The 14,285-nt window shown below is 59.0% G+C and carries 11 protein-coding genes; 3 read left to right on the top strand and 8 right to left on the bottom strand.

Translation table 11 applies throughout. The features are described 5' to 3' along the window. Positions 1-91 precede the first annotated feature (91 nt). The 7 genes from AD670_RS06095 to AD670_RS06065 all read right to left on the bottom strand — a co-directional run bounded on the left by AD670_RS06095 (position 92) and on the right by AD670_RS06065 (position 6,301). Entirely contained in the window at positions 92-1,147 is a 1,056-nt protein-coding gene (locus AD670_RS06095) for an alpha/beta fold hydrolase (RefSeq protein WP_053129282.1), read from the bottom strand. Continuing rightward, a complete protein-coding gene (locus tag AD670_RS06090; protein ID WP_053129280.1) occupies positions 1,137-2,489 on the bottom strand; it encodes an MATE family efflux transporter in 1,353 nt (450 codons plus the stop codon). The genes AD670_RS06095 and AD670_RS06090 overlap by 11 nt, the downstream gene beginning before the upstream one ends. Then, on the bottom strand, positions 2,486-3,130 hold the full coding sequence (locus tag AD670_RS06085) for a hypothetical protein (protein WP_053129278.1): 645 nt from the start codon (positions 3,128-3,130) through the stop codon (positions 2,486-2,488). Before AD670_RS06085 ends, AD670_RS06090 begins: the two co-directional genes overlap by 4 nt. Further along, the gene (locus tag AD670_RS06080) at positions 3,123-3,383 is read right to left on the bottom strand and encodes an acyl carrier protein (protein WP_053129275.1); all 261 of its coding nucleotides are present in this window, start codon (positions 3,381-3,383) and stop codon (positions 3,123-3,125) included. Before AD670_RS06080 ends, AD670_RS06085 begins: the two co-directional genes overlap by 8 nt. An 11-nt stretch (positions 3,384-3,394) precedes the next feature. Beyond that, a complete protein-coding gene (locus AD670_RS06075) occupies positions 3,395-4,156 on the bottom strand; it encodes a 3-oxoacyl-[acyl-carrier-protein] synthase III C-terminal domain-containing protein (RefSeq protein WP_256243871.1) in 762 nt (253 codons plus the stop codon). A 365-nt stretch (positions 4,157-4,521) separates the two neighbouring features. Further along, entirely contained in the window at positions 4,522-5,124 is a 603-nt protein-coding gene (locus AD670_RS06070) for a glutathione S-transferase family protein (RefSeq protein ID WP_053129269.1), read from the bottom strand. Positions 5,125-5,134: 10 nt separating this feature from the next. Then, entirely contained in the window at positions 5,135-6,301 is a 1,167-nt protein-coding gene (locus AD670_RS06065; protein WP_053129267.1) for a PLP-dependent aminotransferase family protein, read from the bottom strand. An 81-nt stretch (positions 6,302-6,382) separates the two neighbouring features. Between AD670_RS06065 and AD670_RS06060 the strand changes: the two genes are divergently transcribed. From AD670_RS06060 to AD670_RS06050, 3 genes are all read left to right on the top strand, one after another. Beyond that, positions 6,383-6,817 (top strand): MarR family winged helix-turn-helix transcriptional regulator, encoded by a 435-nt coding sequence (locus AD670_RS06060; protein WP_053129265.1) that lies wholly within the window; start codon positions 6,383-6,385, stop codon positions 6,815-6,817. 192 nt (positions 6,818-7,009) lie between these two features. Beyond that, on the top strand, positions 7,010-8,356 hold the full coding sequence (locus AD670_RS06055; RefSeq protein WP_053129263.1) for an NCS2 family permease: 1,347 nt from the start codon (positions 7,010-7,012) through the stop codon (positions 8,354-8,356). A 14-nt stretch (positions 8,357-8,370) separates the two neighbouring features. Next, positions 8,371-9,012, top strand: a complete 642-nt coding sequence (locus AD670_RS06050) for a LysE family translocator (RefSeq protein ID WP_053129259.1) — start codon at positions 8,371-8,373, stop codon at positions 9,010-9,012. Here the strand turns inward: AD670_RS06050 and AD670_RS06045 are convergent. Then, positions 8,993-14,188: a dermonecrotic toxin domain-containing protein gene (locus tag AD670_RS06045; RefSeq protein WP_082340916.1), complete on the bottom strand. Its 5,196-nt coding sequence runs from the start codon at positions 14,186-14,188 to the stop codon at positions 8,993-8,995. The genes AD670_RS06050 and AD670_RS06045 overlap by 20 nt on opposite strands. Positions 14,189-14,285 lie beyond the last annotated feature (97 nt).

Below are 14,285 nucleotides of genomic sequence, written 5' to 3'. Positions count from 1 at the left end.
CCATCAATCAGCCAGGCGCGGAATCAGTACTTGAGGGGAGGTGGAAACAGCCAGGATGTGACAGTGGGTATCGCCGAGTGGCGCATACCCACTAACCCTTCGAAGCCTGGGCTCCCAGGTTTAACGTGGCGCGCAGGCGTAATACGGGATCAGGTATCGCGGCATAATCCTCCTGTGCTGTCGCGTCCAGAAACGCTGCAATGCGGCCGAACACTGCAGCATCGCGCAATGCACCGTTGTGCCCTTTGCCTTCGGTGACGATCAGTTTGCTTTTGCCCAGTACATGGCTAAGGACCATGGCATCCGCCAGATCGATACTCACGTCACCCTTGTCATGCACTATCAGCACAGGCTGTTTTATCTTTGCGATTAACTCCGGCCCGATCTTATCGGGGTTGACGCCGTAACGCAGTCGGTAGAGTTGTTTCATCGATGTCGCAATATGCTTGGGCATTTTGTTGTTGAGCACAAAACTGTCGAGCATCTCGCCGAAGCTGCATGGACTGCTGATCAGGATCATTCGCTTGAGGGGCAGCCCTTGCAAGGCAGCCATGCAGCCCACCAAGCCGCCGGACGAATGACCGACGACCACTGAAAAAGGACCGTATTGCCGCTCGATATCGAGCACCGCCTTGGACAGATCGTAGAAAGACACGCCCTTGCCGGGAGACACCCCATGCGCCGGCAGGTCTGGCGCGAAGACGGTGTACCCTTTGGCCTGCAAACGCTGGGCAAGGTGTCGGAGCATGATGCTTCGCCCGTCCCAGCCATGCAGCAGTAAGACTTTCTCGGCGTGCTGCTCGGGTTGCGGGTAAATGAACATTTTCACGAACGTATGCCGCCAGCTGAAGTTCTCCTGCCGACACTGGCTGAGCAACATCATTTCCGCGGGTTTGTAGGGCAACGGTCGGGTCTTTTCAAACAGATGCAGGGCATACAGCGCTGACAGGTAGGAAGACATCATGTCCAACGAATACAGGTCGAACAGCCTGATGTAACGGCAGACGCGTACATAGTGCGTGGTGGGCCGGACCCTGGCCTTCATCAGCAATGTCGGCCGAAGCCGCATCACCACCAGCACGCGAAGGTAATTCTGGTGGATCAACGAAACGACCAACAGCAGCGGATAGATAACACTAAAGAACATGCTCGCTCCCGATTTTATTCGCGAGCCGCCAGTACTCATTGGCAAAGGCCAGGAAGTAAAGGGTACTGAACCCGATGATGATGCTCAAGATCGCATTCAGGTTTGTGAAACGGTCCCAACCCACCAACAGCACGATCACCATGAGCAACTCTATGATCACCGTTAAGATCAGCACACGACGCGCCTGGTCCAGTTGTTCGAGCAATGCCTGCAGAGACGCCACGAATGCCGTGAGAAAAAATGTCGGCAGTAAGATCAGCATCATCTGGCTGCTGGCTTCCCGGATCGGCCCATCCCCGGAAAGAACGCCTATCAGTGTCTTTTCACTGAAATAGACGCCAACCGTGAGCACAAGATAGAGGCCGCCGATAAACATCAGCCCGCGGTGCAACAACCGCTTGAGTCCCTCACCGCTGCTGATGGTCAACCGCTGGTTGATCAATATCGCCAGCGCCGAACCGCAGGCCACGGCGGGAATAACAATGAACATCCTGATCTTGGTAATGATCAGGAACGCGGCGACATACTGCTCACCCAAGGTGCCTATCAGTGGAAACACCAGAAGGGAGCTGAAGAACACCACGATAAAAGACGCGAAAATCGGCAAGCCAACCTGTTGAAGCAAACCCTTCAATCGCGGTACGAACGCCTGCGGTCGGTCATCCTGTTGCTGGTGACCGACCCGCCATACCAGCCATATCGCCACCGGGATCAACAGGCCGGACGCCAAGGCATTGGCCACGATAATGGAATAGAACCCCAAGCCGTAGACATGGTAGCCGGTGTAGCAAATACCGGCATTGAGGACGATATAGGCAATCACCAGCAGCATGCTCACGGCACTCTTGCCCTGCCCTCGCAGCGCGCTGTTGCACATTTCCAACTGAATGAACGGCAACATCGACAGGAAGTAGAGGGGCAGCGCCTCGCGGTAAAAGCCGCCGCCGGACACGGGCAGCAGCGTCTCCAGCCAAGGCGCTGAGAGCGCAATCGTGCCGCTGAGCAAGGCGACAATCACGATGCCCAGCACGGCCAGAATCGACGTTGCCGTCAAGACTTTCTGTTTTGACCAGAGGTTCAAGGACCGGGCGCTGAATACCTGGTTACTGATCGCCAGGCATTCGAGGATCGCCAGGAACAAGAAGCTGAACGGCTGGATCATTGACAGCCAGTAAATCGAGGTGGTCTCGGCGCCGTGCCCCAAAATGGCGGTCTGGATATTCTGCGAAAACGACACCGCGACGGCCACGATAATCATGGGCCAGGCCAGCTTGAGCAGATCCGCGATATCCCGTCCCATCCCCTGGCTTTGCGACAGGGCAATACCCGGTGATGTCGTCACACGGCCTCCCCCAGGCTCTCGCGCCGTGGCAGGCCGTCACGGCCATTCGTTTTGCCATACAGGCTGTAGAACATCATCGAGAGGTAAGACAATGTGTGCGTCGCACCAAGCAGATAGCCATGTCCGCCCATGAGTTTTTCCGCGCGATTGGTCATCTGGGTGATCTGCCAATGGTCTTCTTCGGCATCCTGGAAGTCCTGGGCGGCGATGCGCATTTCCCACTGCAGTACCAGCAGGCTGCACTGGTTGCTCAGGTCCGCGAATTCAGCCTTGATCAACTGATGGCGAGTGGTTTTCGTACCAAAGCTGCGCCGCTCGGACAAATGCGTCCAGCTCATGCCCAGCATGCGCGTGAGCAACCCCAGACGGGCAGCGATAGAGACCGTCAAGCGGGTACCCTCGTCGACGACCGCCGGCTCCCCGCCCAGGAACTGAAGATCCAGGCCGAGGGAGGCAAGTACTCTGTCCGCCTGCGGTGACTGGACATGCGCTGGCGTTCGGTCGCCAGGCACAAGTTGATAGCCCTGGCTGAATGCGCGGCGGGCCTGAGGGGTCAGTTCAAGGCGTAACAGCCGCACCGCTTCTGCGGGCTCATGGCCCGCAAACAGCTGATAGATAGAGTTGAACGGGCCATCAGGCATATGAGCTCTCCACTTGCAGGTGCTGCTCAATCCAACTGATCAACTTACCCACGGTGGTAAAGGCATCCTGATTGATTTGATCGGGTTCAAACATCAGGCCTGGGACTTTTTCTTCGAGCGTCAACAAGAACTGTACAAACAATACCGAATCCAAATCCAGATCTTCGTTAAAGTCCGTGTCGCTATTGACCGACACGGCCGCAGCCATAACATCGTTGAGCGCTTCATTAACCGCCAAGAGAAGATGTGACATGTAAAACCTCGTTAGTGTGGTGTTTTTTCGATTAAAGCACAGGAGAGCGTGACGCCCATGCCCATGGTAAGGCAGAGAATTCTTTTACCCGCGAACGTTTCCAACAAGACCGACAAATTAAATAAGACATCCGAACAATAAGCATGCCCATAGTTGCCAATATGCTGAGTGAATAAAACACCCTTGAAGTTCAGCTTGGCCGCCACCCGTTGCAGCATGGGCAGATCCAGGTTGCCTGGAACGATGGCGTCGATACTGTCTGCCGAGACATTGAAGGTATCCAGCGCATGGAGATAAAAATCCTGATAGTGCTGCTCCAACGACGCATATAACTCGCGCCGGCGCACCGCAGGTTCCTGCCGGTAATTATCATAAAAGGACGCCAAGTGCCGGACGGCCGTATGCGTCACCGCCCACGGGGCGGGCCCTGCATTGAGCAGCATCGCCGCAGGCACTTCGGCCATGACACCATTGTCGAGTCGGCTGATAGCACTGTGAAAAGCCTTTTCTCCGGTAAGAAGGAGCATGGGCTCAGCGCGTTTGACCAAGCGGTTCTTTAATAAATGAATCGCCGATAAGGCAGACGCACAATGGTTCAAGCTGACGCTCAATACTTCCCAATGACCTATTCCACAGGCCTGTGCAATCTCTTCCAGCCAATGATTATCAAAGAACGTGTTATGCGTTTGTGTCTTGGCATACACCAGGCAGCCTTTGACTTTTTTTATATCAGGGTTCGCCACCAGTAGCGCGCCGAGTGTTTCCAGCAGCATGTGCGCATGGGTTCTGGTAGACATTCCGACTGAGCATAAAGAGTAATACCGTTGAAGTACCTTACAAGCCCCCGGCTTTAAATCATGGGACTGTTCAAGCCTGTTCAAGTGGACTAATGAAATACGATCCGGCAACCAACATAAATAATTAATTGGCAGCATACGTTCCCACATGGAGTAATTTTTAGTGCATATAGAAATTACCCACATCGTCCCAGAAACGGAGTGTGCTTTTTGCCTCCAATTGCTGAAAAGGCATTAATTTCCCATTTGCAGGTCCCACAAATGGAATTTTAAATAACTCACGAACGTGCCGACGACCGCAGCCTGGGTAGCGCAATCATCGGTCCCCAGGCGCCCGCAGATCAGTCCAGCATGGCGACATGCTTGGGATGGCTGGCCACCCGTGCCAACCACGCCTGCACCCCCGGATAGGCATCCAGGTCAAAACCGCCTTCGCCGGCCACATGGGTGTAGGCATACAGCGCCACATCCGCGATGGAGAACTGGTCGCCCACCAGGTACGGCGTCAGCTGCAGTTGGCGTTCCATGACCTTCAATGCCTTGTAACCGCCCTTGTGCAGCTTCTTGTATTCCTCCAGGCGCTCTTGCGGCAGCCCCAGGTAAAACTGGATAAACCGCGCCACCGCAATATACGGCTCATGGCTGTACTGTTCGAAGAACTGCCACTGCAGCACTTGGGTGCGCAGGCGCGGCTCGGTGGGCAGAAACTCGCTGCCATCGGCAAGGAAGTTGAGGATCGCGTTGGACTCCCACAGGCAGGTGCCGTCTTCCAGCTCCAGCACCGGGATCTTGCCGTTGGGGTTCTTGGCCAGGAATTCAGGGGTCTCGGTATCGCCGTTGAGGATGTCGATATCCACCCATTGATACGGGATGCCCAGCAGGTTGAGCATCAATTTGACCTTGTAGCAGTTGCCCGACTTGTAATCGCCATAAACCTTGTACATGGGGCTCCCCTTATGCCGCTTGCGCGTGCTGTGCTTGACGGACCACCGCGGCCAGGCGTTTGAGCCCTTCGTCCAGGCGGGCCGGGTCGATATGGCTGAAATTGAGCCGCAGTGAGCCTAAGTGCTGGTCCGGCTCGGAAAAGAACGGTTCACCGGGCATGAACGCGACGTCCTGATCGAGCGCAGGAGCCAACAAGGTGCGGGTATCGAGCGGCTGTTTCAAGGTCAGCCAGAAGAATAATCCGCCCTGGGGCACTTGCCAGTCGGCCAGTTCGCTGAAGTGGCGTTGTAATGCAGCCTGGAACGCGTCACGGCGCTCGCGGTAGAAACTGCGCAGTTCCACCAGGTGCTGCTGGTATTTCTGCGTGCCGATCCACTGCATGGCCTGCCACTGGCCGACGCGATTGGTGTGCAGGTCCGCCGATTGCTTGAGCTTGAGCAAGTGCGGGAACAGGTCGGGGCTGGCAATCAGGTAACCCACGCGCAGGCCGGGCAGCAGGGTCTTGGAGACCGTGCCGGTGTAGATCCAGCTGGCTTTTTTCAAGCGGCCGACGATGGGCTGCGCACTGCCGCCGTCGAAGGTCAGCTCACGGTAGGGTTCGTCTTCGATCAGGGTCACGCCGAACTCATCGAGCAACGCCGCGACAGCCTCGCGCTTGGCCTCGCTGTAGCGCACGGCCGAAGGGTTCTGGAACGTCGGGATCAGGTAGATGAATGCCGGGCGATGGCGCTCGAGATTGGCGCGCAGGCTGGCGAGATTGGGGCCGTCTGCCTCCAATTGCACCGTGAGGCAATCGGCGCCGAACAACTGGAAGATCTGCAGCGCGGCCAGGTAGGTCGGGCCTTCCAGCAGGATCTTGGTGCCCTTGTCGATATACAGCTTGGCCGCCAGGTCCAGGGTTTGCTGGGAACCGCTGACCACCAGCACCTGGCTGGCCTGGCACGGCACACCCAACGCACGCGCTTCGGCGGCCAGCAGTTCGCGCAACTGCGGCTCGCCTTCGCTCATGCCGTATTGGCCGATGTTGAGCGGCATGTCATCCCAGTCCAGCGCGGGCAGCATGGCCTCGGCCGGCAGGCCACCGGCGAACGACATCACTTCCGGGCGCTGGGCTGCGGCGAGGATTTCACGGATCAAGGAGCTTTTGAGGCGCGTAACACGTTCAGAGAAGGCCATAAGGTCACCGCTAGCGAAGCCTGTGGGAAATACGTCAAACTGGTTGACCGAAATTACGACAGCTTGAGCGGATACGTCAACATGCTTGACCTTAAAAACCAAAGCAGCCAGCAACAAGCCATGGAAGCGTTCTTCTTCGGCTACCAGGCGTTCACTGCCAAAGCCGATGAAATGCTTGAACGCCGTGGCCTGAGCCGGGTGCACCAGCGCATCGTGTTTTTTATCGCGCGCTACCCGGCGTTGAGCGTCAAGGAACTGCTGGAATTGCTCGGTGTGAGCAAGCAGGCGCTGAACATGCCGCTGCGCCAATTACAGGAAATGCACCTGGTGGACAGCGTTGCGTCGGAGACCGACAAGCGCAAACGCCTGCTGGAGTTGACCGAGGAAGGCCTGCGTTTCGAGCAGTCGCTGCGCCGTGAACAGGTGAAGTTGTTGCAGCGCGCCTTCGCCGAAGCAGGGGAAGAAGCGGTGACGGGCTGGCTCGCGGTGAATCAGGCACTTGCCGGCCAGCCTTGATCCCCCGGTGGCGAGTGAGCGCTGCCTTTCATCCTTTTCACACAGAAAATAGAAAACATTATTTGCTTTCTTTGTATACAAAAGCATAATTCGCTTCGTGCGAGTTTCTGACCTATTGGTCAACAAACCCCGCCGGTACCTCACAGCGCACCGCGCTGGACATAACAATAAAATGCTTGAGGAGTACTCGCTGTGGATAGCCGCAAATCCGAAGCCCCGACGCTGGACCTTGCCCCCTCACAGAACGGCTGGCTCGAACGCCTGTTCAAACTGCGCTTGCATGGCACCACAGTGAAGACCGAGCTGATCGCCGGGCTCACCACCTTCATCACCATGGCCTACATCATCTTCGTCAACCCCAACATCATGGCGGACGCCGGCATCGATCACGGTGCGGCGTTCGTCGCCACCTGCATCGCCGCTGCGCTGGGGTGCCTGTTGATGGGCCTGTACGCCAACTGGCCGGTGGGCCTCGCACCGGGCATGGGCCTGAATGCGTTTTTCACCTACACCGTGGTCGGCACCATGGGCTACCACTGGGAAACCGCGCTGGGTGCGGTGTTTATTTCCGGCGTGCTGTTCATGGGCCTGACACTCTCCCGGGTGCGCGAATGGCTGCTCAACAGCATTCCGGTAAGCCTGCGCCACGCCATGGGCGCCGGCGTCGGGTTGTTCCTCGGGGTGATCGGCCTGAAGACCGCCGGCATCATCGTCGACAGCCCCGCCACGCTGATCAAGCTCGGCTCGCTGCACGAGCCGGCGCCGCTGCTGGCGGCAGTGTGTTTCCTGCTGATCGCGATCCTCAGCTACCACCGGGTGTTCGGCGCGATCCTCATCAGCATCATCGCCGTGACGCTGGCCGGCTGGTCCCTCGACCTGGTGCACTACAACGGTATTCTCTCCACACCTCCGAGCCTGGCACCGACCTGGATGGCCATGGACATAAAAGGTGTATTCAATGTCAGCATGATCAGCGTGGTATTTGCCTTTCTTTTTGTGCACATGTTCGATACCGCCGGTACACTGATGGGCGTTGCGCAGCGCGCCGGGCTCGTGAATGCCGACGGCAAGATCGATAACCTGTCCCGCGCCCTGAAGGCCGACAGCGCGTCGAGTGTGTTCGGTGCCATGGTCGGCGTGCCGCCGGTGACCAGCTACGTGGAAAGCGCGGCCGGTGTTGCCGCAGGTGGCCGTACCGGGTTGACGGCGGTAACGGTCGGCGTGTTGTTTGTGGCAGCCATGTTTTTCGCGCCGCTGGCGGGCATGATCCCGGCCTATGCCACCGCAGGCGCGCTGATCTATGTGGCGATGCTGATGATGGCAAGCATGGCCCATATCAATTGGGATGAGGCCACCGACAGCATTCCGGCCATCGTGACCGCAATCATGATGCCCCTGACCTTCTCGGTCGCCGACGGCATCGCCCTGGGCTTTATCACGTATGTGGCGCTCAAGGCGGGCACCGGCAAGTACCGCGAGATTTCCGTAAGCCTGTGGGTGCTGTGCGCAATTTTTATCGCTAAGTTCGTCTTTCTGTAAAAAAGGAGCATGCAATGAGTCTGGAAACCTGGCTGCTGTTCAGCGGCGCTGCGCTGGTGGTGATCCTGATCCCGGGGCCGCTGTCGTTGCTGATGATCAGCAACAGCCTGAACTACGGCCTGCGCCGCTCGTACCCGGCATTTCTCGGTGGGGTGATTGCCTCGATCTGCCTGTTGAGCGCGTCGGCCCTGGGCCTGGGCGCATTGCTGCTCGCGTCGGAAAAACTCTTCAGCGCCCTGAAGATTGTCGGCGCGCTGTACCTGTTCTACCTCGCCTGGCAGAGCTGGCAGCAGTCACGCCAGCCATCCCAGGGGGCGACAGTGCCGCAGGCTGCGCCGGTGCCGCGCTTTCGCGCGCTGTTCGGGCGCGCTTTTGTGCTGGGGGCCAGCAACCCCAAGGACATCCTGTTTTTCGCCGCCTTTTTGCCGCAGTTTCTGAGCAGCCAGCAACCCTTCCTGCCGCAATTGCTGATCATGATCGCCACCTGGACCCTGCTCGACCTGCTCTGCAAGCTGGCCTACGGCCTGGGCGCCCATGGCGCTGCGCGGTACCTGCGCAGTGGCAGCGGTCAAAGCTGGTTCAACCGCGTCAGCGCTGCCCTGTTCGGCAGCGCCGGTGTGGCCTCGCTGGTCAAGGCTAGAGTGGCGTCACTCTGACGAAATAAACCGTTGGAGGCAGATTCCCCAAGCTAGGCCATTGAATGCCTGTGACGATCGGAACGAGGCGCTGTTCGACCATGGCGCTTCGGACCGTGGCGGCCAAGACTGAGTCCCGGTAGGCGTTGATAGCCGTATTCAGCCAGGAATCAGTCAGCCTCATATTCAATTGAACGCTACCTCGCTCAAGCCACTGATAGGTCATGTAATACACCTGGTTTGAACGTGGATGAGTCGCCACCAGTTCATGCATCTGAACATGGCCTCGCCTTATCTGCCACTCGTGAAGACTGAACCCCTGCTGCTCAAGCACTGACCTGACGGCCGCGCGTTGCGCGGTTTTTCGCTCAACTGCCAACGACATACCACCGGACCGGAGCCGCGCATCCAACGCTACGGAGGGCCTGAAGTCGACACGCGTGAAACCTGGGGTCTTGCCTTCGTAACCAATGAACACTGACGTCGGCTTCCTTTGCAACGGCCGTAGCATCCTCAGCAAATCATCCGTCTGACCTGGCCTCAGGGGATTTAGCGTCAACCAATCGTCCAGCGTCGCACGCAGGTTGAGCAAATGGCTGGCCGTTGCAGAGCGCGAGGAGTCCGACAGCTCAAGCACCCGGGCCACTGCAAACTTGCGGCTTTTACTCGTCAGCCCTGGAAACGCCCTGCCGACCTCGGACTCCGGCGGCCCCGTGAACAAAGGGGAATGAAGTTGCCACTCACCCGTCGCGGTACGCGTCGCCGGAAGCGGTTGTTCACCCAGTGCCGTGGTTGTCCATCGTTCAATATCCACGCTGACCTTTGAAACCAGTGGCTCATGCTTGCCGATAAACACGATTTCGCTCAGCGGCGCGTGCTCACCCTGGTGGAGCACCCTGTAATAACCCGCCCCCGATTGCGTGGGCGTGTCATACCGGCGGCCCACGTAAATGACGTCATAGGCAAATCCTGGAGGTTCCACCGGCACATGGAATACGCCTGAAGCCGAAGCGTTCAACGACTGCGCGTCGGGAGCCGGTGTACGCCAGCTGAACCAGTGATTGGCCGGTGCGGATGACTGGCGAATCCGGTTGTGCGTGGCGATGCGCACACTGGGAGGCCGCCAGCTCGGCGACTGGTCCGGTGCTCGCCACGGGCTGAGTACCCCGGAACTCGGACCGGCCACGGGCGCATCCGCCCCCAGCAGCCATTCCTTGGGCGAGTAAATCGTCAGGATCAGCTCATCCGCTCCCGGCGCGTCGTGGTTTTTCAGGCGGAAAAAGTCTTCGCCCTCACGGCGGTAAATCGGGTAATGATGCGTTTCGTCCCCTAAGAAGTGCTCGCCGCGCCGAACGTACAGGCCTTTTTCTCCAGGCCCCTGCAACCCAACAGCGTTTTGCGGCCTGCCCGGGGTACGAAACCGTTCCAGGGGCTTGAGCCGCGTGACCGCAGAAGACGACTGGGGCACGTTGAGAGGCCAACCAAACTGCGCGAGGGTTGAGCGATGGATGCGACCCAGGCCTGCACCTATCGACGGCACCTTAGGGCGGACCATAGCCCCCGGCTTCGCCTTTGGGCCCGGCAAAAAAAACAGCAACAGGTCTATCGCCAAAAGCACCGTGCCAAATGCCACGTCCACCGCGACCAGAGGATCACGCGTGCGGTGATAGTGCCGCGCGGTCAGCAGCAGCTCATACAGTTGGTTACCCAAGCCAAAAAACGGCGAGACAATCGACAGCAAGGCTCGCGCCCGGCTATCCGCCTCGGCCTCCAGGCGCTGCTCGCGGTACTTCTCCAGACTCTTGCTCGACCGACTGCCGGCCTGTGCCTGACGGTGCAGATCAGTCGCCCGTGCCCGGTATAACAACGCCCTGGCATCACTGTGTGAGGTAGGTACCAACACCAACCAATGCAGCGGGTCACTGGCTATCTGCTCGAGGATCTGTTTTTCAATGTCCTCGACAAGCGCAGTGGGCACCAGGTGTTTGACAGAGAACGATCGAACAAACTCGGCACTGTGCCAGAGCCCCTTCAACAGGGCGCGATCAGGGCGCAAATCGGCCGGATCGAACAACGCCCCGTGTGTTTGCCCCGGATGTGGGTTGATGGCTTCAAACGCCCAGCCGGGTGCGATGTGCCGCGCCAGTGCGGTGACGTTATCGGGCGATGCCCAGTGACGGTTCAGGTGTTCCTGGGCCGCTTGCAGATTGGCATGCTCACTGAGGCTCATGGCATCCGGCGCGGCGGGCCAGTAAACCACGCAGCGTTCGGAAAGCCGGTCATGAATCACCAGGATGCCGGCGAAGTAACGGTCATGCTGCAGGGTATGGCCCACCAGATGCACGATGCACAGTTGCAATTGATCGCCGTGCGCCAGCAAGTCCTGAGGAACGCGTGCCTTCATGGCGGTATTGAAAAAGCGCTGCGCATCCAGCGTAAATCCGCGTCGAACCGCCGAATACAGATCGGCGTCGGCACCTGCCAGCAAGACGCGCCTCAAAAGTTGAGGCACACGCGTGTCGGTACCTGGGGAATAAAACACACGGTCGATCAATGCCGCATAACGCCCGCCGATATCCAGCGAGAACACCATATTAATCAAGTAGTCCGCGCTGAGTTGCTGCTTCCACGCCGGTTTCAGGTACTGGGCATACCGGAAACGCCACCACGTGGGCATCATCTGCGGGTCGAGGTTATGCAGCGCCAATTGCAGCAGGCTGAACCGCGAACGCTCAGCGCTTGGCGTCAGGACTTCCTTGCGATCACCCACCGTACAGCTGCTTTCCCAACCACAAACCTGGCTGTCGACGTGGTCGGGCATTTCGATAAACGGTGTGTCGATGTCCAGTTGCGGGTACAGATCGTCCTCGCGTAACCGCGCAATCAACAACTCACGGGCATAGGTGTGCAGAGCCGGTAACCGCTGTTTAAGGTGTTCCTCAAACGCCAGCACGCTGCCCAGGGAGTGACGCAGCAGGTGCTTGAAGCGTTTGCGCTGGGCCACGCTGGACTCGGTCAGCCAGGTTGGCAGTTTTTTCTTCGCGCTCGCGGCTTTGCGCACCAGATCCAAATTCACCCGTGCCTGGATCAAGGCATCGCTGACCGGTGCATTCAGATGCTGCTCCAGTTCGACCGCCAGCAGCAGGCGGCTCAATGGAACATCCTCGGTTTCACTGAATACACGGGCGCCGCCATCAAGGCCCTTGTACAGGCTGCCGTAACTCTTGAGCAGCCGCTTGAACGCCAGCAGCACAGGGTTGCCCTCAATGGTTTGGTAACGCACCGCCAGGGTTTGGTTGGCGGTGTGCTCACGCACGCCCTGGCGTTTTTGTCGCTCGACATAGCGTCGCAGTATCGATTCATCTCGGCTGCCAAGGCTGGTTTTGATCCCCACGGATAACGCGCCAAGGCTGTCAAATACCGTCACACCGCCCTCTCGCCCGAAAGCACACAAAACCACCGGCTCTCGTCGCTCGGGATCGCTGAGCGCCGCGTTGCGGGTCACCGCAAACAGGCTATGCAACGGATAATCGGCATCGGCTTCGGCCCCCACCAGCACTGACAGCACACAGGCCTCGCTGCCCACCCGCTTGCTGCCCAGCGGCGTACCCAGCACTTCGAGCAGCAGGTCGCGGTGGGCCGTACGGACCAACTTGAGTCGGTGTTGCAACTCGATTTCGCCACGCAACCAGTCGGTCCAGAGCTGGATGACAGAGGCCAGGCGATGGCGTTCACCGCTGGGTTTGGCCTTCCAGAACGCGACGTCGAACAGCTGCAGTTGCGCACCCTGTAACAGCGCGTACAGGGTGTCCGCCGTGGCCTTGAGTTGCGCTTCCAGCGTCACGAAATCACGCATGGCTTGGGTATCGTCCAAAGGATCCTGCGGGTTCAGCAGCCTCATCAGACCTTTTTCATAGCGTTTGACCTGATACAGCGCAGTGTCCATCGCCAGCCACGGCGCCGTACTGGCGAAAATGATCTCGTGGCGCCGCCGATGCTGATCCCAGGCCTGCAATGGCTGGCAAATACTCCCCAGCCGTGGTCTGCCCACCCAGTGTTTTCGGCCACGCTCGATGTAGGCGAGAAAACGGCCGGCGTCCGTCCCTAAAGGCTGTCGCGCAGCGGAAAAAACCTGCGCCAGGTTGATCGATACCGCACAGGCCAACTCGTTTTCCCATTGGCTCTCCAGCACCGCTTGGGCGCTGAGCACAAACACATCACCCCTCAACGCTGAACCTTGCCACTGCGCTGCGGCGGTCATTTGCGCCGGACACACCTCATGCCGTCGCCGCAAAGGCAGGCACTGCCACAGGTCATCCAACAACGCACTATTGACCAGCGCCACCAGGCCGCACTGCAGTTGGCTGAGTGACGGGTACTCGTAATAGTTGCGCGTCAAACCTGGCAGGTACATCACGTGCGGTGACTGTGCAGGGTCATCCGCGCGATAGATATGTAACGCACCGGGGATTGGCATCAGCCGCGGGCCCACACCGGGCCACATCAACTGCCTTACCTGGAGGCTGGCCCACGGCTCGCCCGCGCGTTGCCGCGCCTGCGCCGTCGGCGCATCCACCAGCGCCTGGACCATGGCCCTCCCGGCAGCCGATAACTCGTCCAGTTGCCATGCCACAAAAGCCTGGTCGGCGAACGCCTGCTGGTGCAACTCGCCCCAGCGCTCCTGGCGCGTCAGCCACGATCCCGGCACCAGCGCCTGCCAATAGTCGCTGTACGCCTGGGCAAGCCGACCAAACAGGTTCAGCGCAATCACACGCTGACACGCCTCCAGCGGCGTAAAAGGTAAAACGCGCGCGGGATCGTCCTTGAGGCTGAGGGTGGTGTAGTGGTTGAGATTGATCGGCACCGAAGGCAGCACCAACAGGCGCAGTGTGCGGTCGGTCAGGCTTTCGACTTTTTGCGCGGCCGCAGGCGGTTTGGGTTCGGTGAGCAGCAGGTTGTCCGGGTCCAGATCAAAGGCCTTGCGCAACTCGGCGCGGATTACCCGCAAGACCCTGGGCGCTCCCAGGATCAGGCGCGAGCGTAATTTGGCAGACTCTGCACTGCGCACATCAGCGGCCGCGAGCCGGTTGATCAACAGACTGGGATAGGGGCTGGCGTTGATCCGCCGCGTCAGTTCAGTGCGCATCGCCTGCCATACATCGTCGTCAGGCACATCGGAATCGTCAGGTAAGGTCACGGCGGTATCTGCGTCGAGGAAAACACCTAGCCTATGCAGCACATGCCCTCACAAGGCGCTAGATAATTGAACGCGCCCCGGGCAAAAAAAAGCCCGC

Source organism: Pseudomonas sp. MIACH (genome assembly GCF_001269925.1).
Lineage (GTDB): Bacteria > Pseudomonadota > Gammaproteobacteria > Pseudomonadales > Pseudomonadaceae > Aquipseudomonas.
This window is presented reverse-complemented; position numbering and strand designations above follow the sequence as displayed.